Origin of the sequence: Streptomyces sp. TG1A-8 (assembly GCF_030499535.1) — a bacterium.
Taxonomy (GTDB): domain Bacteria; phylum Actinomycetota; class Actinomycetes; order Streptomycetales; family Streptomycetaceae; genus Streptomyces.
The window spans coordinates 3,860,320-3,885,460 of record NZ_JASTLB010000001.1 but is presented as its reverse complement, the minus strand read 5'-3'; the positions used below and the strand labels follow the sequence as shown (position 1 = coordinate 3,885,460).

19 protein-coding genes and 4 tRNA genes are annotated in these 25,141 nt (G+C 72.2%); 9 read left to right on the top strand and 14 right to left on the bottom strand.

From position 1 onward, the window contains the following. Positions 1 to 79: 79 nt before the first annotated feature. Positions 80 to 1,138, bottom strand: a complete 1,059-nt coding sequence (locus QQY24_RS16925; RefSeq protein WP_301973528.1) for an ABC transporter permease — start codon at positions 1,136 to 1,138, stop codon at positions 80 to 82. 128 nt (positions 1,139 to 1,266) lie between these two features. Here QQY24_RS16925 and hrpA point away from each other — a divergent pair, with 128 nt between their 5' ends. From hrpA to QQY24_RS16910, 3 genes are all read left to right on the top strand, one after another. Continuing rightward, positions 1,267 to 5,211 carry an ATP-dependent RNA helicase HrpA gene (hrpA, locus tag QQY24_RS16920; protein ID WP_301973527.1) on the top strand — a complete coding sequence of 1,315 codons (3,945 nt, stop codon included), beginning with the start codon at positions 1,267 to 1,269 and terminating at the stop codon, positions 5,209 to 5,211. A 93-nt stretch (positions 5,212 to 5,304) separates the two neighbouring features. Next, positions 5,305 to 5,379 (top strand) — tRNA-Asp (locus QQY24_RS16915). Positions 5,380 to 5,531: 152 nt separating this feature from the next. Next, complete coding sequence (locus QQY24_RS16910; protein WP_301973526.1) at positions 5,532 to 5,792, top strand: DUF6274 family protein; 261 nt, start codon at positions 5,532 to 5,534, stop codon at positions 5,790 to 5,792. 462 nt (positions 5,793 to 6,254) lie between these two features. Here the strand turns inward: QQY24_RS16910 and bldC are convergent, their stop codons facing one another. Together bldC and QQY24_RS16900 are read right to left on the bottom strand one after the other, a co-directional pair. Beyond that, positions 6,255 to 6,461, bottom strand: coding sequence for a developmental transcriptional regulator BldC (gene bldC, locus QQY24_RS16905; protein ID WP_003949541.1), 207 nt, complete (start codon positions 6,459 to 6,461; stop codon positions 6,255 to 6,257). A 519-nt stretch (positions 6,462 to 6,980) separates the two neighbouring features. Continuing rightward, a complete protein-coding gene (locus tag QQY24_RS16900; RefSeq protein ID WP_301973525.1) occupies positions 6,981 to 7,823 on the bottom strand; it encodes a hypothetical protein in 843 nt (280 codons plus the stop codon). A 248-nt stretch (positions 7,824 to 8,071) separates the two neighbouring features. Between QQY24_RS16900 and QQY24_RS16895 the strand changes: the two genes are divergently transcribed. Together QQY24_RS16895 and QQY24_RS16890 are read left to right on the top strand one after the other, a co-directional pair. After that, positions 8,072 to 9,169 (top strand): Glu/Leu/Phe/Val dehydrogenase dimerization domain-containing protein, encoded by a 1,098-nt coding sequence (locus tag QQY24_RS16895; protein ID WP_301973524.1) that lies wholly within the window; start codon positions 8,072 to 8,074, stop codon positions 9,167 to 9,169. Positions 9,170 to 9,499: 330 nt separating this feature from the next. Continuing rightward, a complete protein-coding gene (locus QQY24_RS16890) occupies positions 9,500 to 9,751 on the top strand; it encodes a DUF3073 domain-containing protein (protein WP_301973522.1) in 252 nt (83 codons plus the stop codon). 66 nt (positions 9,752 to 9,817) lie between these two features. Here QQY24_RS16890 and purM read toward each other — a convergent pair whose 3' ends face one another. The 7 genes from purM to purS all read right to left on the bottom strand — a co-directional run bounded on the left by purM (position 9,818) and on the right by purS (position 17,458). Continuing rightward, on the bottom strand, positions 9,818 to 10,888 hold the full coding sequence (gene purM, locus QQY24_RS16885) for a phosphoribosylformylglycinamidine cyclo-ligase (RefSeq protein WP_301973521.1): 1,071 nt from the start codon (positions 10,886 to 10,888) through the stop codon (positions 9,818 to 9,820). A gap of 42 nt (positions 10,889 to 10,930) precedes the next feature. Beyond that, a complete protein-coding gene (gene purF / locus QQY24_RS16880; RefSeq protein ID WP_301973520.1) occupies positions 10,931 to 12,460 on the bottom strand; it encodes an amidophosphoribosyltransferase in 1,530 nt (509 codons plus the stop codon). A gap of 202 nt (positions 12,461 to 12,662) precedes the next feature. Next, positions 12,663 to 13,097, bottom strand: coding sequence for an META domain-containing protein (locus QQY24_RS16875; RefSeq protein WP_301973519.1), 435 nt, complete (start codon positions 13,095 to 13,097; stop codon positions 12,663 to 12,665). Positions 13,098 to 13,178: 81 nt separating this feature from the next. Then, positions 13,179 to 13,976: a sterol carrier family protein gene (locus QQY24_RS16870; protein WP_301973517.1), complete on the bottom strand. Its 798-nt coding sequence runs from the start codon at positions 13,974 to 13,976 to the stop codon at positions 13,179 to 13,181. A 277-nt stretch (positions 13,977 to 14,253) separates the two neighbouring features. Continuing rightward, positions 14,254 to 16,512 carry a phosphoribosylformylglycinamidine synthase subunit PurL gene (gene purL, locus QQY24_RS16865; protein WP_301973516.1) on the bottom strand — a complete coding sequence of 753 codons (2,259 nt, stop codon included), beginning with the start codon at positions 16,510 to 16,512 and terminating at the stop codon, positions 14,254 to 14,256. Beyond that, entirely contained in the window at positions 16,509 to 17,189 is a 681-nt protein-coding gene (gene purQ / locus QQY24_RS16860) for a phosphoribosylformylglycinamidine synthase subunit PurQ (RefSeq protein WP_301973515.1), read from the bottom strand. The genes purL and purQ overlap by 4 nt, the downstream gene beginning before the upstream one ends. Next, the gene (purS, locus tag QQY24_RS16855; protein WP_301973514.1) at positions 17,186 to 17,458 is read right to left on the bottom strand and encodes a phosphoribosylformylglycinamidine synthase subunit PurS; all 273 of its coding nucleotides are present in this window, start codon (positions 17,456 to 17,458) and stop codon (positions 17,186 to 17,188) included. The genes purQ and purS overlap by 4 nt, the downstream gene beginning before the upstream one ends. Before the next feature lie 312 nt (positions 17,459 to 17,770). Between purS and QQY24_RS16850 the strand changes: the two genes are divergently transcribed. From QQY24_RS16850 to QQY24_RS16835, 4 genes are all read left to right on the top strand, one after another. Further along, positions 17,771 to 18,088 (top strand): Lsr2 family protein, encoded by a 318-nt coding sequence (locus QQY24_RS16850; RefSeq protein WP_301973513.1) that lies wholly within the window; start codon positions 17,771 to 17,773, stop codon positions 18,086 to 18,088. Between the two features lie 180 nt (positions 18,089 to 18,268). Next, positions 18,269 to 18,340, top strand: a tRNA-Gly gene (locus QQY24_RS16845). Between the two features lie 82 nt (positions 18,341 to 18,422). Further along, a tRNA-Gly gene (locus tag QQY24_RS16840) sits at positions 18,423 to 18,495 on the top strand. Positions 18,496 to 18,701: 206 nt separating this feature from the next. Then, positions 18,702 to 18,774 (top strand) — tRNA-Gly (locus QQY24_RS16835). 51 nt (positions 18,775 to 18,825) lie between these two features. Here the strand turns inward: QQY24_RS16835 and QQY24_RS16830 are convergent. The 4 genes from QQY24_RS16830 to purD all read right to left on the bottom strand — a co-directional run bounded on the left by QQY24_RS16830 (position 18,826) and on the right by purD (position 24,991). Continuing rightward, positions 18,826 to 19,725 (bottom strand): phosphoribosylaminoimidazolesuccinocarboxamide synthase, encoded by a 900-nt coding sequence (locus QQY24_RS16830; protein ID WP_301973511.1) that lies wholly within the window; start codon positions 19,723 to 19,725, stop codon positions 18,826 to 18,828. A gap of 93 nt (positions 19,726 to 19,818) precedes the next feature. Beyond that, positions 19,819 to 21,312, bottom strand: coding sequence for a N,N-dimethylformamidase beta subunit family domain-containing protein (locus QQY24_RS16825; RefSeq protein ID WP_301973510.1), 1,494 nt, complete (start codon positions 21,310 to 21,312; stop codon positions 19,819 to 19,821). A 243-nt stretch (positions 21,313 to 21,555) separates the two neighbouring features. Further along, entirely contained in the window at positions 21,556 to 23,427 is a 1,872-nt protein-coding gene (locus QQY24_RS16820) for a hypothetical protein (RefSeq protein WP_301973509.1), read from the bottom strand. A 310-nt stretch (positions 23,428 to 23,737) separates the two neighbouring features. Next, the gene (gene purD, locus QQY24_RS16815) at positions 23,738 to 24,991 is read right to left on the bottom strand and encodes a phosphoribosylamine--glycine ligase (RefSeq protein ID WP_301973508.1); all 1,254 of its coding nucleotides are present in this window, start codon (positions 24,989 to 24,991) and stop codon (positions 23,738 to 23,740) included. Between the last annotated feature and the right edge of the window lie 150 nt (positions 24,992 to 25,141).

Here is a 25,141-nt window from a genome sequence, read left to right as displayed (position 1 = left end):
TCTGCCCCACCACCCGCTCCGGAGGCCAGGAGCCGTCACGGCGTGGCGCCGGGCCCCGCGCCACGTCCGCCGGCACCCCTCAGGCCGCGTGGGCGGGGTCCCTGGGCCGGCCACCCGGATGGCGGTGGCGCCAGATCAGGAAGACCGCGCAGGAGACGAGGGCCCAGCCGGCCAGGACCAGGAACGGGAAGGCGTGCTGGTGGCCGGCGAAGTAGACGGCGGTGTGCTGGGCGTTCACGGAGGCGCCGGGGGGCAGCCAGCGGCCGACGGTGCCGAGGACCGAGGGAAGCAGGGGCCAGGACACGGCTCCGCCCGAGGACGGATTGCCGAGCAGCACCATCAGGCCCCAGGTCGGGAGCATGGCCCAGCGTCCGACGAGGGTGTTGAACATCGTGAACACCATGCCCGAGGCGAACATGGTCAGGGCGAGGATCAGCCAGGACTCGGCGAAGGGCAGGTCCAGGGCGCCCAGGAGCCAGTCGACCACCGCGGCGATGACGAAGCCGCCGAGGAGGGCGTAGGCGGCGGTGAAGAGGATGCGTTCGAGGGGGTTCAGGGCGCGGGCGTGCACGCTGAGCTGGATCGCCCCGACGAAGCCGACGATCACGGCGGCCAGCGAGATGTAGAAGATGGCCAGGCCCCGCGGATCGCCCTTCTGCAGCGGCTTGAGGTCGTGGACGGCGACGGTGGTGCCGGTGGCCCCGCCGACCTTCGCCGCGGCCTCGGTGAGGAGCTGGGCGACGGTCGCCCCGGAGGCCCCGGACACGTCCAGGGTGAGGGTGCGTTCGCCGCTGGGCGCCTCGAAGACGGCGAACACCTTCTGGTCGTCCACGTCCCGCACGGCCGCCGCCCGGTCGCCGTACCTCCGGAGCCTGAGCGAGGCGTCGAGGGCCTCCTCCATGCCCCCGACGAACCGCCGGGCGGCCGGCTGGTCGTAGGCGCCGACGACCGCGACGGGGATGGTGTGCGGGGTGGGGTTCGCCATGGCGTAGGTGTAGGAGCCGGCGAAGAGTCCGGCCGCGACCGCGAGGATCAGCAGCAGCACGGTGGCGGGCAGGAAGGGGGACGCCCGGAAGGCCGCCCAGCGTTCGGTCCGGCTGGGTGTGCGGCCGTGGAGACCGTGCGGCGAATCGGACATAACATCCACGCTAGATCATCCTGCCGTCCCCCCTCTCCCCGGAGGCGCCCGCCCGGGAACGGGCCGGCCACCGGCGCAGGGCAAATGGTTCGCACGGAATTTGGCCGAGGTGAGATCCTGGATGGCGTATGTCTACGCATCCAGCACCCACCCTCGGCCCCCTCGCCTCCCGTCTGACCGAACTGTCGCTGCGCGATGCGCACCGGCTCGGCCGGCGGCTCGAGGGCGCGCGCAAGATCCGTAAGCCGGAGGCCCGGGCCGCCGTCCTCGCCGAGATCGAGGCCGAGGCCGACAAGGCCGGGACGCGGATGGCCGAGCGGCGCTCGCGCGTGCCGGCCGTCGGCTATCCCGAGCAGTTGCCGGTCAGCCAGAAGAAGGACGAGATCGCGGCCGCGATCCGTGATCACCAGGTGGTGATCGTCGCGGGTGAGACGGGTTCCGGCAAGACGACGCAGATTCCGAAGATCTGCCTCGAGCTGGGCCGCGGCGTGCGCGGCATGATCGGGCACACGCAGCCCCGCCGCATCGCCGCCCGCACGGTGGCCGAGCGGGTGGCGGAGGAGCTGCGGACGCCGCTGGGCGAGGCCGTCGGCTGGAAGGTCCGCTTCACCGACCAGGTGAACCCGGACGCCACGTTCATCAAGCTGATGACGGACGGCATCCTGCTGGCGGAGATCCAGACCGACCGCGAGCTGCGCGCCTACGACACGATCATCATCGACGAGGCCCACGAGCGGTCCCTGAACATCGACTTCCTGCTGGGGTACCTGGCGCAGCTGCTGCCCAGGCGGCCGGATCTGAAGGTCGTCATCACCTCGGCGACCATCGATCCGGAGCGCTTCTCGCGGCACTTCGGCGATGCGCCGGTCATCGAGGTCAGCGGGCGCACGTATCCGGTCGAGGTACGGTACCGGCCCCTGCTGGAGGAGGACTCGCAGGACGCGGACCGCGACCAGATCACCGCGATCACCGATGCCGTCGAGGAGCTGATGGCGGAAGGACCGGGCGACATCCTGGTGTTCCTCTCCGGGGAGCGGGAGATCCGGGACACGGCGGACGCGCTGGAGAAGAGGAAGTACCGCTCCACCGAGGTGCTGCCGCTGTACGCCCGGCTCTCGCACGCCGAGCAGCACCGGGTGTTCCAGGCCCACTCCGGGCGGCGGATCGTGCTGGCGACGAACGTCGCCGAGACCTCGCTGACCGTGCCGGGCATCAAGTACGTCATCGACCCCGGCTTCGCCCGCATCTCCCGCTACAGCCACCGCACCAAGGTGCAGCGGCTGCCCATCGAGCCGGTCTCGCAGGCCAGCGCGAACCAGCGCAAGGGCCGCTGCGGCCGTACGTCCGACGGCATCTGCATCCGGCTGTACTCCGAGGAGGACTTCCTCGCCCGCCCGGAGTTCACGGACGCGGAGGTCCTGCGGACGAACCTGGCCTCCGTCATCCTGCAGATGACCGCGGCCGGCCTGGGCGACATCGAGAAGTTCCCCTTCATCGACCCGCCGGACCACCGCAACATCCGCGACGGCGTGCAGCTGCTCCAGGAGCTGGGCGCGCTGGACCCCGCGCAGAAGGACGCGCGCAAGCGGCTCACGGACACCGGCCGCAAGCTGGCGCAGCTGCCCGTCGACCCGCGGCTGGCCCGGATGGTCCTGGAGGCCGACAAGAACGGCTGCGTCCGCGAGGTCATGGTCATCGCGGCGGCGCTGTCCATCCAGGACCCGCGCGAGCGCCCGGCGGACAAGCAGGCCCAGGCCGACCAGCAGCACGCCCGCTTCAAGGACGAGACGAGCGACTTCCTCGCGTACCTGAACCTGTGGCGGTACGTCCGCGAGCAGCAGCGCGAGCGCGGCTCGTCGTCGTTCCGCCGGATGTGCAAGCAGGAGTACCTGAACTTCCTGCGCATCCGCGAGTGGCAGGACATCTACACGCAGCTGCGCACGGTCGCCAAGCAGATGGGCATCCACCTCGGCGAGGAGGACGCGCCCGCCGACCGCGTCCACGTCTCCCTGCTCGCCGGACTCCTCTCCCACATCGGGATGAAGGACGTGAAGGAGGGCAACAAGAACGAGTACCTGGGCGCCCGCAACGCCAAGTTCGCGATCTTCCCGGGCTCGGCGCTGTTCCGGAAGCAGCCGAAGTTCGTGATGTCGGCGGAGCTGGTGGAGACGAGCCGGCTGTGGGCCCGGGTCAACGCCAGGATCGAGCCCGAGTGGGTGGAGCCGCTCGCCGGGCACCTGCTCAAGCGGACCTACAGCGAGCCGCACTGGGAGAAGGACCAGGCGGCCGTGATGGCGTACGAGAAGGTGACGCTGTACGGCGTCCCGATCGTCGCCCAGCGGAAGGTGAACTACGGCCGGATCGACCCGGAGGCGAGCCGCGAGCTGTTCATCCGCAACGCCCTGGTGGAGGGCGACTGGCACACGCACCACAAGTTCTTCGCCGACAACCGCAGGCTCCTCAGCGAGGTCGAGGAGCTGGAGCACCGGGCGCGGCGCCGGGACATCGTCGTGGACGACGAGACGCTGTTCGACTTCTACGACCAGCGGGTGCCCGCACACGTCGTGTCCGGCGCGCACTTCGACTCGTGGTGGAAGCACAAGCGGCACGAGCAGCCGGACTTCCTGGACTTCGAGCGGGAGATGCTCATCCGGGAGTCGGCGGAGGCGGTCACCAAGGCCGACTACCCGGACACCTGGCGCCAGGGCGACCTGAAGTTCAGGGTCACCTACCAGTTCGAGCCGGGCGCGGACGCGGACGGTGTCACGGTCCACATCCCGCTCCAGGTGCTCAACCAGGTCACCGGCGAGGGCTTCGACTGGCAGATCCCGGGCCTGCGCGAGGAGGTGGTGACGGAGCTGATCCGCTCCCTGCCGAAACCGATCCGCCGCAACTACGTGCCCGCGCCGAACTACGCGAGGAGGTTCCTGGGGAAGGCGGTGCCCCTGCAGGAGCCGCTGACGGTGACGATGGCGCGCGAACTGAAGCGGATGGTCGGCGTGCCCTTCGAGGCGGAGGACTTCGACTGGTCGAAGGTGCCGGACCACCTGAGGATCACCTTCCGGATCGTGGACGAGCGGCGCCGGAAGCTGGCCGAGGACAAGGACCTGGAGGCGCTGAGGCTCGCGCTGAAGCCGAAGGCGCGCAAGGCCCTGTCGCAGGCCGCCGCGGCGAGCGCCTCCCGCGGGGGCGGGCCGTCGGTGGAGCGCAGGGGGCTGACCGACTGGACGATCGGCACGCTCACCCGCGTTTTCGAGACGCGCCGGGCAGGGCAGCCGGTGAAGGCCTACCCGGCACTGGTGGACGACGGCGACACGGTCTCGGTGCGCCTCTTCGACACCGAGGCCGAGCAGGCCGAGGCGATGTGGAACGGCACTCGCCGGCTCATCCTGCGCAACATCCCGGTCAATCCCGCGAAGTTCGCATCCGAAAAGCTGACGAACGCCCAGAAGCTCGCCCTGTCCGCGAATCCGCACGGCTCCGTGCAGGCCCTGTTCGACGACTGCGCGACGGCGGCGGCCGACAGGCTGATCGCGGACTTCGGCGGGCCGGCGTGGGACGAGGAGTCGTACCGGAAGCTCTACGACAAGGTGCGCGCGGAGATCGTGGACACCACGGTCCGCACGGTCGGGCAGGTGCAGCAGGTGCTGGCGGCCTGGCAGGCCTGCGAGCGCCGGCTGAAGGCCGTGGGCAGCCCGGCGCTGCTGGCCAACCTCGCGGACGTCCGCAGGCAGTTGGACGCCCTCGTGAAGCCCGGGTTCGTGACGTGGGCGGGCATACGGCGCCTTCCCGACCTCATGCGCTACCTGGTGGCCGCCGACCGCCGCCTGCAGCAGATGCCGGCCAACGTCCAGCGGGACACCACCCGCATGGAGAAGGTGCACGAGATGCAGGACGAGTACGCCTGGCTCCTGGAACAGCTGCCCCGGGGCCGGCCGGTCCCCTCCTCGGTCCTGGACATCCGCTGGATGATCGAGGAGCTGCGGGTCAGCTACTTCGCCCACGCGCTGGGCACGGCGTACCCGGTCTCCGACAAGCGGATCGTGAGGGCGATCGACGCGGCGGCGCCGTGACCACTCCGGTACGCGGGGTGAGTTCGACCAAGGGGCTCACCTCCTGTACAGTCTCTTTTCGCAGCGCAACGCACGACAAGCGCCGCGAAACCTGGTCCTGTGGAGCAGTTTGGAGTGCTCGCCACCCTGTCAAGGTGGAGGCCGCGGGTTCAAATCCCGTCAGGACCGCAGCGGAGAACGACCGAGAAGGGCCCCCGGAAGGGGGCCCTTCTTCCGTTTCCGGGAACCCCTGGCGGAGCCGCGCGCCCTTGACGGCGGCACCTTCCGTCGGTACCCAGAAGACGGGGCCCCTTCCTCCCCCGCGGCCCCGGAGGTGGCGCATGACGGCATCGGCCAGGCACGAGACGCGGGCACTCCTGAGGGCGCACCTGGCGGCCGCCTCGTCCTACCGGCACCTGACCCGCCACTGTCCGGTCTGCCACCGCCTGCTGCGGCTGGCCATGGACGCCGGTTCCTGCCCCCCGCAGCCGCGTGACGGCGTCCGGGAGGGCGTCGTCGAGGAAGCGCCCGAGGACGCCGAGGACGTGCCCGAGAAGGCGGCCGAGGTCGCGGCCGGGGACGAGGGCAGCCGCGGTGCGTGACCGCCCCGGGGCCCAACGCCCCTGGTGGCGTGGGAAGCTGGAAGACGCGGTTCCGCTAGTGCACGCGGGGTGGAGGCGGCAAGCGCCCGAGCGTGTGACGGGAGTCACCGCATGAGTTTTTGGAACGACGGTACTTACCCGTCTCCTACAACAGGTCAATTTAATATGTGCAATTGCACCCGCACCACGGGCCGCGCGCAGCCGTTCGGACAGGCCTCCCCAGACTCCGACAAGCCCGCGCACCGGGACCCCCGCCCGCTGCGCCCGGACGCACAAAAAAGATCGCGCTGGACCCGGTGGGGTCCAGCGCGATCCACGACGCACCCTGTGTCGCTCGCCTGGGAGTTCCGTTCGGCTCGGGCGTGGGTCCTGTTGGGGCAGGCCCCGTGTCGCGTGGAGCTGGGGTTCCGGGTACTGCGGCCGATTGGGGGACCAGCCGGTTTCGCCCGGTTATTCGGTTGTTCAGGCCTCGCTGCGCTGCTGCGGGATGCCCGCGAGCAGAGCGCGGACCTCGGCCTCGCGGTAGCGGCGGTGCCCGCCGAGCGTACGGATGGACGTGAGCTTGCCGGCCTTCGCCCACCGCGTGACCGTCTTGGGGTCGACGCGGAACATGGTGGCGACCTCAGCCGGGGTCAGCAGCGGCTCGGCATCAGGGGTGCGAGCGGTCATGAGCGGCCTCCTCGGGAGAACCGAACCTTCTCGGTTCTTTCCTCTAAATTCTGCACCTTGACCCGCGTTGCCCGAAATGGCGGACGCGAGTCGAGTCGGTTATAGGACGAACGGCTTGTCCTCGGCACTACAACTACACCATCTGTCCAGCCTCGTCGGCCAAACCGATGGAATTGCCCTCCCAGGTGTCCATCAGCGACGGAAGCCGATGGACCATGCCATAGCGGACAGTCACACCACCGTGACGATCAGTCACAGGACGATCAGGAGCCACGAGACCCCCCAAAGCGTGCAGCGCGGAGATTCCGCCCACAGTGGACCATAGTCGGACGGACGAAGCCCTCCCCGGACTCCTTGTCCTATTTTGGCACGAGGGGCGGCAACAAGGGCAACCCTCTTGTAAGTGCCGTCCATCACCCTTGGGACGAAAGTCCGGATCAGGCCCGACACCCCGTCAGGTGACCGAAGTGGACTAGACCGTATGCCGTTCGAGGGTGTCTTGGCCGTGACGTACGTCACTCAGTTCGCAGAACGCCTCGACCGCACCGCCCGCCACCGCTCCACGAGCCGCCCGTACGCCTCCCCGGCGGCCGCCCCGTCGCCCCGGCGCAGCGCCTCGACACCGGCGGCCACGTCCGCCGCGGAGCGGTCGCCCTCCAACTCGCCCGCCGGCAGGATGTGCACCAGCCCGCCGTAGTCCAGCTCCACCAGCGAGCGCGGGTGGAACTCCTCCAGCCAGCGGCCGACGTCCACCAGGCCGTCGACCAGCGGCCCCTCCCCCAGGGTGTCCTTCAGCGTGCGCAGCGTCCGGGCCACCCGGCGCCGGGCCTGCACCATGGGCGTGCGGTAGCGCAGCATCGGCGGCGCCTCGGCGGTGCGCCCGTCGTAGCGGCGCTCCCCGTCGGAGACCAGCACGAACCAGTTCAGCGGGACCTGCCAGGTCGCGGTGCGGATCCAGGGGCGGGCGTCGGGGTTGCGGACGAGCCAGCGCTCGTAGTCCCGGGCGGCCTGCCGGCGCACCAGCGGGGGCAGCACCGCGTCGAGCACCGGCGGGGGCAGCTCCCCGCCCAGTTCCTCCAGCGCCTGCCAGCCGCGCAGCCGGGTGCGCCAGGGGCAGACGCAGATCGCGCCGTCGGCCTCCAGCACGAAGGCGTCACCGCTCTCGTGCACCGGCACCGCGACGGGCGGGACGGGCAGCAAAGCGGCCAGGGACCGGCGCAGTTCGTCCTGGTAGGAGGGGCGCTCGGCACGGCGGGCGTAACGCGCCCAGTGCGTGCGCTCCGGCTCCGGGAAGGCGGCCAGCGGCTCGTACACGCGCAGATAGGCGGTGTAGGGAACCACCACGGAGGACACCTCGGGCACGCCTGCTCCCTCCCCATCGGACCCGGCTCGAAACCCTTGCAAATCGTCCCACGGCCATGCGTGCGCGCACGGCGCGCAGGAGTGATCCTGAGCACGGGGCGGATGGTGGCGGGGCCGAGGCCCTACGCTCATGCCGGGCGGCCCACCGGCCGCCTCGGCAGCACCCGCCGCCCTCCCCCGCCGTCGACCGCGCGAGGGTCCGGAGGGAGCCGCCTCCACTCGCCGCTACTTGCACAGGAGTCACCACAGTGACCGACGTAACCGGCGCACCCGCTGATGTCCTGCACACCCTGTTCCACTCGGCACAGGGGGGCCATGAGCAGGTGGTGCTCTGCCAGGACCGCGCGACCGGCCTGAGGGCCGTGATCGCGCTCCACTCCACCGCCCTGGGCCCCGCGCTGGGCGGTACGCGCTTCTACCCGTACGCGACCGAGGCCGAGGCCGTCGCCGACGCGCTGAACCTGGCGCGCGGGATGTCGTACAAGAACGCCATGGCCGGGCTGGGCCACGGCGGCGGCAAGGCCGTGATCATCGGGGACCCCGAGCGCGACAAGACCGAGGAGCTGCTGCTCGCCTACGGGCGCATGGTGGCCTCCCTCGGCGGGCGCTACGTCACCGCCTGCGACGTCGGCACGTACGTCGCCGACATGGACGTGGTGGCCCGCGAGTGCCGCTGGACCACCGGCCGCTCCCCGGAGAACGGCGGCGCCGGCGACTCCTCCGTGCTCACCGCCTTCGGCGTCTACCAGGGCATGCGCGCCTGCGCCCAGCACCTGTGGGGCGACCCCTCGCTGCGCGGCCGCAGGGTCGGCGTCGCCGGTGTCGGCAAGGTCGGCCGGCACCTGGTCGGGCACCTGCGGGAGGAGGGCGCCGAGGTCCTGGTCACCGACGTGCGCGCGGAGGCCGTCCGACGGATCCTGGACCGGCACCCCGAAGGCGTCACGGCCGTCGCCGACACCGGGGCGCTGGTCCGTGCCGAGGGGCTGGACGTCTACGCCCCCTGCGCCCTGGGCGGGGCGCTGAACGACGACACCGTGCCGGCGCTCACCGCCCGGATCGTGTGCGGCGCCGCCAACAACCAGCTCGCCCACCCCGGCGTGGAGAAGGACCTCGCCGACCGCGGGATCCTCTACGCGCCGGACTACGTGGTGAACGCCGGCGGCGTCATCCAGGTGGCCGACGAGCTGCACGGGTTCGACTTCGACCGGTGCAGGGCGAAGGCGGCGAAGATCTTCGACACCACGTTGGCCATATTCGCACGTGCGAAGGAGGACGGGATTCCACCGGCCGCGGCGGCCGACCGGATCGCCGAGCAGCGCATGGCCGAGGCGCGCGCGGCACGCTGAGGACCGCCGCGCGGGGACCCGGCCGCACGTCGGCCGGACGTCCGGTCGCACAGGTGAGCGGTACCCGCCGGCGGGAAGTTAGAGACAACTCTCACTCCCCCCGGCGGGTCGTTCCCCGATAAGTGGTTAAAATCGCCACTGACCAGCGAGGACAGGGCGCCTCGAAGGTCCTGTGCACACGCGCGTGCTGCGGGCGACGTACCGTATGGGCGTGGGCTCAGGTACCGTGGAAGCCCTACGGACCGGCCTCTCCACGGAGAGTCCGTTCCAGATCATGAACGCGTGTCAGACTCTGGGGCCGTCGAGCCCCGTCGTTGAGGGGGTCGAGCCATGGGGCGCGGCCGGGCCAAGGCCAAGCAGACGAAGGTCGCCCGCCAGCTGAAGTACAACAGCGGCGGGACTGACCTCTCACGCCTGGCCGAGGAGCTGGGCGCATCGACATCGAACCAGTCGCCGAACGGCGACCGCTTCGAGGACGATGAGCATGACGACGACGACTTGTACTCTCGCTACGCCGACCTCTATGAGGACGACGACGAGGACGAGGACGAAGGTCCTTCACAACATCGTCGCGGGGCTTGACCTTGCAGTGAGCACTCACCCGGTCGGTGGCACAGCCACCGACCGGGTTCTGTGCTGTCCACACGGTCAGCCCGCGTAGTCGCCCACCAGCTCGGCGCCGCTCTCCTTGTCGCCCCGGTCGGTGATCTCGCCGGCCACCCACGCCTCGACCCCGCGGTCGGCCAGGGTCGCGAGGGCCACGTCCGCGGACCCGGCCGGGACGACCGCCATCATGCCGACGCCCATGTTGAGGGTCCTCTCCAGCTCCAGGCGCTCGACGCCGCCGGTCGCGCCGACGAGGCCGAAGATCGCGCCGGGGGTCCAGGTGGAGCGGTCGACGGTGGCGTGCAGCGCGTCGGGGACCACCCGGGCCAGGTTGGCCGCCAGTCCGCCGCCGGTGATGTGGCTGAACGCGTGCACCTCGGTGGTGCGGGTCAGCGCCAGGCAGTCCAGCGAGTAGATCTTCGTGGGCTCCAGCAGTTCCTCGCCCAGGGTACGGCCGAGGTCCGCGACCTCCGCCTCCAGGGCGAGCCCGGCGCGCTCCAGGAGGACGTGACGGACCAGCGAGTACCCGTTCGAGTGAAGCCCGGAGGACGCCATGGCGATCACGGCGTCACCCGTACGGATACGGTCCGCGCCCAGCAGCCGGTCGGCCTCCACGACGCCCGTACCGGCCCCGGCGACGTCGAAGTCGTCCGCGCCCAGCAGACCGGGGTGTTCGGCCGTCTCGCCGCCCACCAGGGCGCAGCCGGCGAGCACGCAGCCCTCCGCGATGCCCTTCACGATGGCCGCGACGCGCTCGGGGTGGACCTTGCCGACGCAGATGTAGTCCGTCATGAACAACGGCTCGGCGCCGCACACCACGATGTCGTCCATGACCATGGCGACCAGGTCGTGGCCGATGGTGTCGTAGACGCCCAGCCGGCGCGCGATGTCGACCTTCGTGCCGACGCCGTCCGTCGCGGAGGCGAGCAGGGGGCGCTCGTAGCGCTTGAGGGCGGAGGCGTCGAAGAGCCCGGCGAAGCCGCCGAGGCCGCCCAGCACCTCGGGCCGCCGGGTCTTCTTCACCCACTCCTTCATCAGCTCGACGGCGCGGTCGCCCGCCTCGATGTCGACGCCCGCGCTCGCGTAGCTGGCACCAGTGGTCTCAGAAGACATGACCGTGAGAACTTTCCTGTCGTACTGCTCGAACAGCGGGGCTTACGGGCGGCGGATCGCGTCGGCCGCGGCCGTGGCGGCCGGACCGGCCGCGAGCTCGGTCTCCAGGAGCTGCTTGCCGAGCAGCTCGGGGTCCGGGAGCTCCATCGGGTACTCGCCGTCGAAGCAGGCACGGCACAGGTCGGGCTTGGCGATGGTGGTCGCCTCGATCATGCCGTCGATGGAGATGTACGCCAGGGAGTCGGCGCCCAGGCTGGTGCCGATCTCGTCGATGGTCATGCCGTTGGCGATCAGCTCCGCGCGCGTGGCGAAGTCGATGCCGAAGAAGCAGGGCCACTTCACGGGCGGGGAGGAGATCCGGATGTGGACCTCCGCGGCGCCCGCCTCGCGCAGCATGCGCACCAGGGCCCGCTGGGTGTTGCCGCGCACGATGGAGTCGTCCACGACGACCAGGCGCTTGCCCTTGATGACTTCCTTCAGCGGGTTCAGCTTCAGGCGGATGCCCAGCTGCCGGATGGTCTGCGAGGGCTGGATGAACGTACGGCCCACGTAGGCGTTCTTCACCAGGCCGGCGCCGAAGGGGATGCCGGAGGCCTCCGCGTAACCGATGGCGGCCGGGGTGCCGGACTCCGGTGTCGCTATGACCAGGTCGGCCTCGGCGGGCGCCTCCTTGGCCAGGCGGCGGCCCATCTCCACCCGGGAGAGGTACACGTTCCGGCCGGCGATGTCGGTGTCCGGGCGGGCCAGGTACACGTACTCGAAGACGCAGCCCTTGGGCTTCGCTTCCGCGAATCGGGAGGTGCGCAGACCGTTCTCGTCGATGGCGACGAACTCGCCCGGCTCTATCTCCCGCACGAAGCTGGCACCGGTGATGTCCAGGGCGGCGGACTCGGAGGCGACCACCCAGCCGCGCTCCAGCCGGCCGAGGACCAGCGGGCGGATGCCCTGCGGGTCGCGGGCGGCGTAGAGGGTGTGCTCGTCCATGAAGACGAGCGAGAAGGCGCCCCGGACCTTCGGGAGCACCACATGGGCGGCGTCCTCGATGGTGAGCGGTTTGCCGTCCTCGTCGGTCTGCGCGGCCAGCAGGGCCGTCAGCAGGTCGGTGTCGTTGGTGGCCGCGACCCGGGTGGAGCGGCCGTTGGTGTCCTTGGGCAGGTCGGCGACCATCTCGGCGAGCCGGGCCGTGTTGACCAGGTTGCCGTTGTGGCCGAGCGCGATCGAGCCGTGCCCGGTCGCGCGGAACGTCGGCTGGGCGTTCTCCCACACGGAGGCGCCGGTGGTCGAGTAGCGGGCGTGTCCGACCGCGAGGTGACCCTGGAGCGAACCGAGCGAGGTTTCGTCGAAGACCTGGGAGACCAGGCCCATGTCCTTGAAGACGAGGATCTGGGAGCCGTTGCCGACCGCGATTCCCGCGGATTCCTGGCCCCGGTGCTGGAGGGCGTAGAGCCCGAAGTACGTGAGCTTTGCGACCTCTTCACCCGGAGCCCAGACGCCGAAGACGCCGCAAGCGTCCTGGGGGCCTTTTTCGCCGGGAAGCAGATCGTGATTGAGTCGACCGTCACCACGTGGCACGTCTCCGAGTGTAGGCGAGATCGACCACTGGTCCGAATTGGGGATGCGCGCCCGGTCCGGATCAGGCCGGGTGGATCACCTGGGTGGGTTCTACGTCCGTGCAGGTGAGAGCTTTGCGAACGGGTCCGGACCGGCGTCCGGACAGGCGGTGGGAAGTGGCCCGGGAGGCCGTTCGCGAAGGGTGCGAGTGAGGTGTCGCACATCATCCGGGCGCGCCGCGGGTGAGGCGGACGAGGTCGTCGCGGCCGGCGGTGAGGGTCAGCCCGCCGTCCCCGGCGGCGATGGTGAGCGTCCGGCCGTCGAGGGTCCGGGCGAGGGCCCGTTCGAAGGCCATGCGGGCTCGGTCGCAGGCCATCTTGGTGGTCCGGAGGGCGCCGAAGGTGATCCGGTCGCCGTGCACGGTGGCCCGTGCGCTGAAGTGGTTGCAGCCGAGGTTGCCCGCCGCCCCGCCGTCCTCGTCGACGCGCAGGCGGGCGGTGGCGGGGGCGTGGTGGGTCGTGCCGTCGGCGGTGACGCTGTCGACCTTCCAGTCGACGCCCGTCACCGGTGGCCGGGCGGCGGCCGGACCGCCGCCCGCCGCCTCACCGCCGCAGGCCACCGCGAACGGGACGAGTGCGGCGGCCACCGTCAGGATCATGCGTTGCTCGTACCGGTTCATGGGGGTTCGACGTGCCGCGGCGGGCACCGGTTCCGCACGCCCGCCGCCCCCGGGTCCGCGCTACGCCATCAGCGGCAGCAGGTCCCCGAGGTCGGCCCGCTCCCCGCTCGCGCTGACCTTCGCCGCAGCCACCGCGTCCTTCCAGGTCACCCGACCGGTGGCGAGCCGGACCCAGGTCAGCGGGTCGGTCTCCACGACGTTGGGCGGGGTGCCCCGGGTGTGCCGGGGCCCCTGGACGCACTGCACGACGGCGTACGGCGGCACGCGCACCTCGGTGGAGCCGCCGGGCGCCTTCACGGCGAGGGCGTCGGCGAGCAGCCGGGTGGCGGCGGCGAGGGCCTGGCGGTCGTGGGGCACTTCCAGGCCGGGCACGGCGGCGGCGAGGTCGTCGGCGTGCACGACGAGTTCGACGGTGCGGGTGACGAGGTAGTCGTCCAGCGGCAGCGCGCCCGCGCTGGTCCGCAGCAGCCGGCCGCCGGGGTGGGCGGCGAGCAGCGCGCGCAGGTCCTCCTCGACGCCGGCGAGGTGGGCGTCGGGGTCGGGGTGGGCGGCGGCGAGGTTCCGGGTGAAGGCGTCGATGGCCGCCGAGTCGGCTGCGGTGGCGAAGGGCCAGTCGACCACCCGGACGTCCTGCTTCGGCGGCGCCGGGAGGTCCAGGGCCCGGTGGACGGCCGTCAGCGCCATGCCGACGTGCGCGACGAGGTCCCGCACGGTCCACTCGCCGAGCCGCGTGGGCAGGGCCAGCTGCTCGGCGGACAGGCCGCGCACGGCCTGCCGTACGTGGCCGAACTGGGCGAGGACCGCCGCGCGGGTCCTGGCGGGGTCGTAACTGCGGGCGCGTCTCCTGGCCGTGGGCATGGCAGCGACCCTATGCCTTGACCGCGTGGTCCTTCAGGCCGTCCTCCACCGGGGCGAAGGCGCGCGGGCGCGCCCGGGGCACCACCGGCCCCCTCGCCGCGCCGCGGGGCGCGACCCGCGACGGGGGGGACGACCCGCGACCGGAGGGCCGGCGTGAACGGCCCCGGTGCGCGGCCGGTGGACGACCGGAGGGCCGGCGCGCGGGGCGGCACGGGGCGCGCGGGGAGAAGGCCCCGCCCGGACCCGGGCGGGGCCTTCTCCCCGGGCACGCCGGCGCTTACGCCAGCAGGGCCGGGATCGTGCCCTCGTGGGCCTCGCGCAGCTCGGCGAGGGAGAGCGAGAACTCGCCCTGGACCTCCACCGCGTCGCCGTCCACCACACCGATGCGGGTGGCGGGCAGGCCCCGCGCGCCGCACATGTCGTTGAAGCGGACCTCCTCCGAGCGCGGCACGGCGACGATCGCACGGCCCGCCGACTCGGACAGCAGGAAGGTGAAGGCGTCCAGACCGTCCGGGACGACCAGGCGGGCGCCCCTGCCGCCCAGCAGCGCCGACTCAACCACCGCCTGGACCAGACCGCCGTCCGACAGGTCGTGCGCCGAGTCGATCATGCCGTCGCGGGAGGCGGAGACGAGGATCTCGGCCAGCAGCCGCTCGCGCTCCAGGTCCACCTTCGGAGGCATGCCGCCGAGGTGGTCGTGGACCACCTGCGACCAGGCCGAGCCGCCGAACTCCTCGCGGGTGTCGCCGAGGAGGTAGATGAGCTGGCCCTCCTCCCGGAAGGCGACCGGCGTGCGGCGGGCCACGTCGTCGATGACGCCGAGGACGGCCACCACCGGGGTCGGGTGGATGGCGGCCTCGCCGGTCTGGTTGTACAGCGACACGTTGCCGCCGGTCACCGGGGTGCCCAGCTGGCGGCAGCCGTCCGCCAGGCCGCGCACGGCCTCCGCGAACTGCCACATCACCGCGGGGTCCTCGGGGGAACCGAAGTTCAGGCAGTCGGAGACGGCCAGCGGCTTGGCGCCCGTCGTCGCGACGTTGCGGTACGCCTCCGCCAGCGCCAGCTGCGCGCCCGTGTACGGGTCCAGCTTGGCGTAGCGGCCGTTGCCGTCCGTCGCGATGGCGACGCCCAGGCCGGACTCCTCGTCCACGCGGATCATGCCCGAGTCCTCGGGCTGGGCGAGGACGGTGTTGCCCTGCACGAAGTGGTCGTACTGGGACGTGATCCACTTCTTGGACGCCTGGTTGGGCGAGGCGACCAGCTTCAGGACCTGCTCCCGCAGCTCCTCGGACGTGGCCGGGCGGGGCAGCCGGCCGGCGTCGTCCGCCTGGAGGGCGTCCTGCCAGTCGGGGCGGGCGTAGGGGCGCTCGTAGACCGGGCCCTCGTGCGCCACCGTGCGCGGGTTGACGTCCACGATCTTCTCGCCGTGCCAGAAGATCTCCAGGCGGTCGCCGTCCGTCACCTCGCCGATGACGGTGGCGATGACGTCCCACTTGGCGCAGATCTCCAGGAAGCGGTCGACCTTGTCCGGCTCGACCACCGCGCACATGCGTTCCTGCGACTCGCTCATGAGGATCTCCTCAGGAGACAGGGTCGAGTCGCGCAGCGGCACGTCGTCCAGCGTGACGCGCATGCCGCCGGAGCCGTTGGAGGCCAGCTCGCTGGTGGCGCAGGACAGGCCGGCCGCGCCGAGGTCCTGGATGCCGACGACCAGCTTCTCCCGGAAGGCCTCCAGGGTGCACTCGATGAGCAGCTTCTCCTGGAAGGGGTCGCCGACCTGGACGGCGGGACGCTTCGACGGCTTGGCGTCGTCGAAGGTCTCGGAGGCGAGGATCGAGGCGCCGCCGATGCCGTCGCCGCCGGTCCGGGCGCCGTACAGGATGACCTTGTTGCCCGCGCCGGACGCCTTCGCCAGGTGGATGTCCTCGTGCCGCATCACACCGATGGCACCGGCGTTGACCAGCGGGTTGCCCTGGTAGCAGGCGTCGAAGACGACCTCGCCGCCGATGTTGGGCAGACCCAGGCAGTTGCCGTAGCCGCCGATGCCGGCGACCACGCCCGGCAGGACGCGCTTGGTGTCCGGGTGGTCCGCCGCGCCGAACCGCAGCGGGTCCACGACGGCGACCGGGCGGGCGCCCATCGCGATGATGTCGCGGACGATGCCGCCGACGCCCGTGGCCGCGCCCTGGTAGGGCTCGACGTAGGAGGGGTGGTTGTGCGACTCGACCTTGAAGGTGACCGCGTAGCCCTGGCCGACGTCCACCACACCGGCGTTCTCGCCGATGCCCACGAGCAGCGCGTCCGACTCGGGCGCCTTCTCGCCGAACTGGCGCAGGTGGACCTTGGAGGACTTGTACGAGCAGTGCTCGGACCACATGACCGAGTACATGGCGAGTTCGGCGCCGGTCGGGCGGCGGCCGAGGATCTCCACCACCCGCTCGTATTCGTCCTTCTTCAGGCCGAGTTCGGCCCAGGGCAGCTCGACGTCGGGGGTCGCGGCCGCGTGCTCGACCGTGTCCAGAGGCGTCCGGCTCATGCGTTGACCAGCTTCTTGAGGATCGAGGTGAAGAACGGGAGCCCGTCGGTACGGCCGGTACCGACGAGCGGCTCGACGGCGTGCTCGGGGTGCGGCATCAGGCCGACGACGTTCCCGGCCTCGTTGGTGATGCCGGCGATGTCGTTGAGCGAGCCGTTGGGGTTGAGGTCCAGGTACCGGAAGGCGACCCGGCCCTCGCCCTCCAGTTCGTCGAGCGTGTACCGGTCCGCGACGTAGCGGCCGTCCATGTTCTTGAGCGGGATGCTGATCTCCTGGCCGGCGCTGTAGTCGCTGGTCCAGGACGTCTCCGCGTTCTCCACCCGCAGCCTCTGGTCGCGGCAGATGAAGTGGAGGTGGTCGTTGCCGAGCATCGCGCCCGGGAGCAGGTGGGCCTCGGTGAGGATCTGGAAGCCGTTGCAGATGCCGAGGACCGGCAGTCCGGCCCTCGCCTGCTCGATGAGGGGCTCCATCACCGGCGAGAAGCGGGCGATGGCGCCGGCCCGCAGGTAGTCGCCGTAGGAGAAACCGCCGCACAGGACCACGGCGTCGACCTGCTTGAGGTCCTTGTCCTTGTGCCACAAGGCGACGGGCTCGGCCCCGGCGATACGGATCGCGCGCCGCGTATCCCGGTCGTCGAGGCTGCCGGGGAAAGTGACGACGCCAATACGGGCGGTCACTTCGCCGCCTCCGCGACTTCGGCGGTCTCCTCCACCTTGACGGTGAAGTCCTCGATCACGGTGTTGGCGAGGAAGGATTCCGCGAGATCATGGATGCGGGCGAGCGCCGCCTCGTCGACCGGCCCGTCGACTTCCAGTTCAAATCGCTTTCCCTGACGGACGTCGGAGATCCCCTCGAAACCCAGGCGCGGCAGCGCACGCTGGACCGCCTGGCCCTGGGGGTCGAGGATCTCCGGCTTGAGCATGACGTCGACTACGACGCGTGCCACTGGCACTCCCGGTGTGTGGTGCTGAGCAGGTCCCTTCAGACTACCCGCACAAAATTTCTACGCGGGTAGATTTGGAGGAAACTACGTGATCCGCATCACGATCGTGCGACAAGCGGGTACCGTCGCGAAAAGTTCTGGGAAAGTTCGACCGATCCGTCCGCGTCCCCTATTGCGGTGGGGACACGCGGAGGGATTCGGTCGGGCTGCACTTTGCATTGCCGGACACTGTACAAATGAATTGGCAATAGCCGATACTCGGCACGTCATCGCAGCCGAGCTGGACCGACGTGCCGCACGAAGGGACCGATATTCGTGGCGCAAAAAGTCGTGGTCACTCTCTTTGACGACATCGACGGCTCGGAAGCGGCGGAGACGATCGCCTTCGGACTCGACGGGAAGTCGTACGAGATCGACCTGAACGAAACCAACGCCGAGAAACTGCGCAAGGCGCTCGCGCCCTACGTGGAGGCCGGCCGCAAGCGGTCGCGGTCCGGCAGGGCGTACCGGCAGACCGAGGTCGCCCCCGACCCGGCGGCCGTCCGGGCCTGGGCCCAGGCGAACAAGATGGACGTGCCCGCACGCGGACGCATCCCGAAGAAGGTCTACGAGGCGTTCAGCGCCGCGCAATGAGGCCCGCGAGGGGCAGCTCCCAGGGTCCGCCGACGGACCCTGGGGGCCGCCGGCCCGGCCGCCGTCCGCGGCGCCGACCGGGCCGCGGAACAGCCGACTTGCGCAACCCCCCCGCTGATCAGCTAATGTCTGGAGCACGCCGAGGGGCGAGGCCGGAAGGCCGGATCCCACGGACGGCGTGCGGGTGTAGTTCAGTAGTAGAACATCCCCCTTCCAGGGGGAAGGCGCAGTGTGCAATTCCTGTCACCCGCTCTGGCACCGCCGGTCACGACCACTTTCGTGGATCGGGTAGGCTGGTGCCCGCACCGATCGGTGGGAGCCGGTCGGGGGCAATGCGGACGTAGCTCAGTTGGTAGAGCGCAACCTTGCCAAGGTTGAGGTCGCGAGTTCGAGCCTCGTCGTCCGCTCGGGAACGAGACCCCGGTCCAGTGGACCGGGGTCTTCCCACGTTCCCGTCCGGCGGGCCGTTCGGAGCACCCGGACGGACCGTGAGGGGCACGAGCCGACCGCCCGGACGTCCGGCCGACGGGTCCGCCGCCGGGCTCCCGCGCCCCTCGCACGGTCACCGCACCCCGGAGGGGTTGCTATAGTTGCTCTCGCGCCACGGCGCAACGCGGACGTAGCTCAGTTGGTAGAGCGCAACCTTGCCAAGGTTGAGGTCGCGAGTTCGAGCCTCGTCGTCCGCTCCGAAGGAGCGAAGGCCCCGGTCGGTGACCGGGGCCTTCCTCGTGTCCGCCTCAGCTCCAGCCGAGGCCCGTCAGCCGCTCGTACGCCTCCACGTACTTCGCCCGGGTCGCCTCCACGACCTCCTGCGGCAGTGCCGGCGGGGGCTGCTCGCTCCCGCGGTCCCAGCCCGACGCGGCGGAGGTCAGCCAATCGCGGACGAACTGCTTGTCGTACGACGGCTGGGTCCGGCCCGGCTGCCACTGGTCGGCCGGCCAGAAGCGCGAGGAGTCCGGGGTGAGCACCTCGTCGGCGAGGACGAGCGCGCCCCCCTCGAAGCCGAACTCGAACTTGGTGTCCGCCAGGACGATCCCGCGATCCCGGGCGATGTCCCGGGCCCGGGAGTACACCCCGAGGGTCGCCTGGCGCAGCTGGGCCGCGGTCTCCGCGCCGACCTGGCGGGCCACCTCCTCGTAGGAGACGTTCTCGTCGTGCTCGCCGACCTCGGCCTTGGTGGCCGGGGTGAAGATCGGACCGGGCAGCTCCGAGCCGTCGACGAGTCCTTCGGGCAGGGCGAGGCCGCAGACCGTGCGGGACGCGTTGTACTCGACCAAGCCCGAGCCCGTGAGGTAGCCGCGGGCCACGCACTCCACCGGGACCATGTCCAGGGACTTGCAGACCAGCGTGCGGCCCGCCCAGTCGGCGGGGGCGCCCTCGGGGACCTCCGTGCCGATCACGTGGTGGGGGACCAGGTCGCGCAGCTGGTCGAACCACCACAGGGAGAGCTGGGTGAGCACCCGGCCCTTGTCGGGGATCTCCGTGGGCAGCACCCAGTCGTAGGCGGAGATGCGGTCGCTGGCGACCATCACGAGGTCACCGGCCTCGTTCCGGTACAGGTCGCGCACCTTCCCGGTGTGCAGGTGCACCAGACCCGGAACCTCGATCGGCTGGGGCTTTTCCACGAATCCGGACACGGTTCCTCCCCGGGGTTCTGTCCAAGTGCCCCGATTCTCCCGCAGGGGCCGCCGGTCCCGGACAGCGGGTGGGGCGGGGCCCGGGGCGCCCGGTCAGTCCCGCTTGCAGATGCGGTCCAGCAGGTTCGCCGTCGCCCGCTGGACGCGGGGGTCCACGTGGCCGGGGCGGTCCAGGGCCGGGGACCAGGCGAAGGTGCCGGAGGCGAAGACCCACGCGCCGGAGGGCGCGCGGTACAGGGAGGTCTCCTGGTGGCGCAGGACGCCGTCGTCGTCGGTGTACGGGGAGTGGGCGAGCAGGACGCGCTCGTCGTGCCCGGGCAGCGGGGCGCGCGGGAAGTAGCGGTCGGCCTCGCCGGCGACCAGCCCCTCGATCCCGTCGCCCTCGTGCGCGCCCGTCGCGTCCCACAGCCAGTGGTCCGCGTTGCGGACGACCAGCGGGTGCGGCTCGGGCACCCGGCCCGCGTACTGGATGCCGATCAGTTGCTGTTCGGGTCGGTCGGCCTCCCGCCACAGCACCGGTCTTCCGGGGCCCTTGCGCTTGCGGCAGGTCAGCAGGCGGTCGGGCACGCCGGAGGGGGACGGGGCCAGTTCCACGCGCCAGTACATGGTGTTGGCGGAGAGGAAGACCAGCGAGGTGCCCCGGTCGCGGGCGTCCTCGACGGCGCGGCGCATCGGCACCGACCAGTACTCGTCGTGGCCGGGGAAGACCAGGCCCCGGTAGCGGGTCGGGTCGATCCGGCCGGCGTGCAGGTCGCGGGCCTCGGCGTAGGCGAGGTCGTAGCCGTAGCGCTCGGCCCAGCGGATGACGTCGTAGGCGTGGCCGACGTGCGGGGGCAGGCCCGCGCCCGCGTACGGGCGGTCGAAGGAGACCGTGGCCGCCGCGTCGGCCTCGCCGAGCAGCCGGCCCTCCTCGTCCCAGGCATGGGAGAGGCTGGCGCCGGTGCGGCCGTCCTCCGGGTAGAGGTTGTACGCCTGCCAGGTGAGGTCGGGCAGCAGCAGGAGCAGGTCGGCCGGGCGGTCGTCGCGGACCGTGAACGGCACGTGGGAGCGGTGGCCGTCGGCGGTGGTCAGGACGGCCACGTAGGCGCCGACGCTCCAGTGGGAGGGCACCTGGAGGCGCCAGGACAGCCACCAGTGGTGGCAGGAGACCGTGCGGCCGGCGATCAGCGGCGGGGGCTGGACCATGCCGGAGAGCCGGGGGCTGGTGGTGACCTTGGCGGCTCCGTCGCCGCCGTAGTGTCCGATCCGGTAGACGTCCACGCCGAACTGCTGCGGCGGGTCCACCGTGACGTGGAAGTCGATCGCCCCGCCGGGCGCGACCGCTCCGGTGGAGGTGAACCCCTTGATCTGGCGGTGCACGTCGTCGGCCGAGCGGGGACCCGGCGCGGAGGAGCGGGGTGCGGGCACGCGCGCGTTCCGGCGGGCCGGCGGCGGCACGGGATCGACGTACCAGGGCACGGCGTGCCCCGTGTCGTCGAAGTAGGTCTCGCTGCCGCGCAGCCAGGGGACCGGTCCCAGGCCGAAGGGGTCCGTGACGGCGTGCGCGAGTGCTCCGGACTCCCAGCGGCGGATGTGCTCCGGTGCCATGGTCGCTCCCCTCCCTCGTACCCCCGTGCCGTCCCGGCGCGCTCGGTCGCCGTCGTATGCCCTTGCCATGTGCGTGGTCGATCCCAGCACATCACACAACGTACGGTTCCGGTCACTGTTCGTCATGAAACAGCCTGAAGTAGAAGACGTTGCTCCGGTATCACGGCGGGGGCGGGGCCGAGGACCGGCCGGGGCGGGGGCCGGGACGGGGGAGCCGAGGCGGGGCGGGGCGGGGCGGGGCGGTCAGCCGAGCCGGACCGGTTTCTCCGGGCGTATGCCGGACTCCGCCAGCCAGTCGCGCAGGGGGCCGGGGTCCCCCTCCTCGATCAGCGTGAGGACCCTGGGTCCCAGACCGGCGGCCTTCTCGCCGTCCAGCAGCAGGGTGGGACCGTCGAGCCAGTCCAGGGCGGGGGTGGCGCCGGCGGTGTCCACGGCCGCGCAGCACACCATCGCCGTGACGTGGTCGGCGAGCAGGTCGCGGGCGGTGCGCGGGGGCTGCAGCGGGAACAGCGGCAGGGCGCCGCCGTCCCACAGGGCGCTGTCGTGCCCCTGGCCGGGACCGGTCCCGCCCCTCGGCACGGAGGCCTCCTCGCGGGCCAGCTCCGCGCTCAGCCGGGCGGCGACGGCGGCACTGCGCTCGGTACCGGGGTCCGGATCGTCCTCGCCGGGGCCGGCGGGGTCGCGGACGGCGTCGTCGTACGGGGCGGCGCCGGGGTCGGCGGGGTCCGGGGGACCGGTGGCGGTGCTCCCGGCGGCAGCCGCCGGCGTGCTCCCGCCGGACCAGGTGGCCGCGCCCGCTGCCGTCCGGGGTGGGACCGTGCCGGCGGGGCCGGGCTCGGCGAGGTGGTCCAGGACACGGGCCAGGGTGGCACCGCCGGGGCCGGGGGCGGCGGGGCCGGGGGCGGGGCGGACGCCCAGGGCGTCCAGGACGCGGTGCAGACGGGCCGCGTCGGCGCGCCAGGTGCGGTCGACGACCTCTTCCGGATACGCCTGCCAGTCCACCGGGGCCCAGTCCGGGCCGGACTCCGCGGGGCCGCCGTGGAAGAGGCGGGCGGCGAGCAGGGAGGCGGCCTCGTCCACCGTGCCGGGCTCGTCCAGCAGGTCGCAGGCGGGGCGTTCGCCGAGGCGGGAGGCGAAGCCGTCGGCGAGGCGGTCACGCCGGGACAGCTCGGTGAGCGCGGCCACGACGCCCGCGTCCAGCCGGGCGGGCCAGCGGCCCATCCGCCAGGCGGGCAGCGCGACCTTGGTCAGGAGCCGGTCCCAGCCCGCGTAGGCGAGGCCGACCTGCTCCTGGGCGACGATCCGCGTTCCGTAGTCCACGGTCTGGGCGCGTTCGGCCGCCGCCGCGGCGACCCCGCGCTCCATCTGCACCGCGTGCTCCCGGCAGCCGTGCAGCAGCAGCCGGGCGACCCAGCCGAGGGCCGCGCACGCGCCCCGGTTCACCCGGCAGCGGCCGGGCGTGGAGGCGACGGCCACCGCCGCGTCCAGCCCGCGCACGAAGCGCCGGGCGGCGGCTATGTCCGGGTGCGCGGACGGTCCCGTACCGGCGATGACCGGGGCGAGGACCGCGCGCAGCTCGCCGACGCGCATCCACCACAGGAACGGCGAGCCGATGACGAGGACGGGCGCGGCGGGCACGCGCCGGGAGGCGGGCGGACCGGGGAGCGCCGTCACGTCCTGCGGCTGCCGCGGGGGCGGGCCGTGGGCGGGATGGGTGCGGTCCTCCAGCCAGCTGTCGCAGTCCGGGGTGAGCGCTATGGCCGAGGGCGCCGGGACGTCGAGCCGGTCGGCGAGGTCGCGCACCATCCGGTACAGGTCCGGCGCCGACTTCTCCGCGATCCGCACCGTCGGGCTCACGGCCGGACGGGCGCGGGCCACGACCAGGGACACCCCCGCGGCGGCCAGCAGCACGAGCACGGCGAGCACGCCCACGGCCCAGCGGACGGCGTCCCAGCCCGGACCGTCGAGCCGGCCGGTGGCACCGCCGGTCAGCAGGACCACCTCGACCGCCGCGGGCAGCACGGCCGCGCCCAGCGCCCGGCCACGGACGCGCAGCACGGCCAGGGCCCGTGAGCGCGCGGCCCGCGTGCCCATCTCCGCACCGATTCCGGTCATGACCGGACCTCACCCCCTCCCTGCCGGTCCCGAGCCGTCCTGGCGTTGTTCACTCCCCCACTGTGACACCCGTCACCGACATCGCAATGCCGGTGGGCCAAGTGCCGGAATGCTTGCGCCGCACCCTAGTTGGGGCCCCGGCCACAGTCAGCCGTATGGGGGATTGCTCACTCGATGGAATGGCTCTGGTCAAAGGTGGGTGACGGAACGCAAAGATCAGGCCCCGGATTCTCACGTCCGGGGCCCGGGGGCGAGTGCTGGGCGCCGGGCCGCGCCGAGTGCTCGGAGGTGCTGGGCGCGACCGGCGGTGCTACGCGTCCGCCGCCGCCTTCGCCGCGATGTCCGTGCGGTGCTGGGAGCCGTCGAGGCGGATGCGCGCCACCGCCCGGTACGCCCGCTCGCGGGCCTCGGTCAGGTCCTCGCCGGTCGCCGTGACGGACAGCACGCGGCCGCCGGCGCTGACGACGGCGTCGCCGTCCCGCCCGGTCCCGGCGTGCAGCACGTAGGCGTGCGGGGCGTCCTGGGCGGCCACCTCGTCCAGACCGGTGATCGGGTCGCCGGTGCGCGGGGTGCCGGGGTAGTTGTGCGCGGCGACGACGACCGTGACGGCCGCCTCCTCGCTCCAGCGCAGGGGGGCGAGGTCGGCGAGGGTGCCGTTGGCGGAGGCCAGCAGGACACCGGCCAGCGGGGTCTTCAGCCGGGCCAGCACGACCTGGGTCTCCGGGTCGCCGAAGCGGGCGTTGAACTCGATGACCCGCACGCCGCGCGAGGTGATGGCCAGGCCGGCGTAGAGGAGGCCGGAGAAGGGGGTGCCGCGGCGGCGCAGCTCGTCCACGGTCGGCTGCAGCACCGTCCGCAGCACCTCTTCGACCAGCTTCGGGTCGGCCCAGGGCAGCGGCGAGTAGGCGCCCATGCCGCCCGTGTTCGGGCCCTCGTCGCCGTCCAGGGCCCGCTTGAAGTCCTGGGCGGGCTGGAGCGGTACGACGGTCTCGCCGTCCGTGACCGCGAAGAGGGAGACCTCGGGGCCGTCGAGGAACTCCTCGACGACCACGCGCTCGCAGGCCGCCGCGTGGGCCTTGGCGGCTTCGAGGTCGGAGGTCACGACGACGCCCTTGCCGGCGGCCAGCCCGTCGTCCTTGACGACGTACGGCGCGCCGAAGGCGTCCAGGGCCTCGGCGGCCTCCGCCTCGGTCGTGCAGACGTACGAGCGGGCGGTCGGCACCCCGGCCGCGGCCATCACGTCCTTGGCGAAGGCCTTGGACCCTTCCAGCAGCGCGGCCTCCCGGGAGGGGCCGAACACGGGGATGCCCGCCTCGCGCACGGCGTCGGCGACACCGGCGACCAGCGGGGCCTCCGGGCCGACGACGACGAGGTCGGCGCCGAGGTCGCCGGCCAGCGCGGCCACGGCCTTGCCGTCGAGCGCGTCGACCCGGTGCAGCTCGGCCACCTCGGCGATGCCGGCGTTGCCGGGGGCGCAGTGCAGCGCGGAGACGTCGGGGTCGAGGGAGAGGGAGCGGCACAGGGCGTGTTCGCGGGCGCCGCTTCCGATGACGAGGACCTTCACGGGGTCAGCCTATCGGCTGGGCCGCCGAAGACCGGGGGGCGGGGAATTCGTGGGTTCCTCCAAGGCGTCCCGAGGGGAATGCGCGGGACGGCCGTCCCCACCCCGCCGGACGGCGTCCGGTGCGGGGCGCCGGACGCCCCCTTCCGGAAA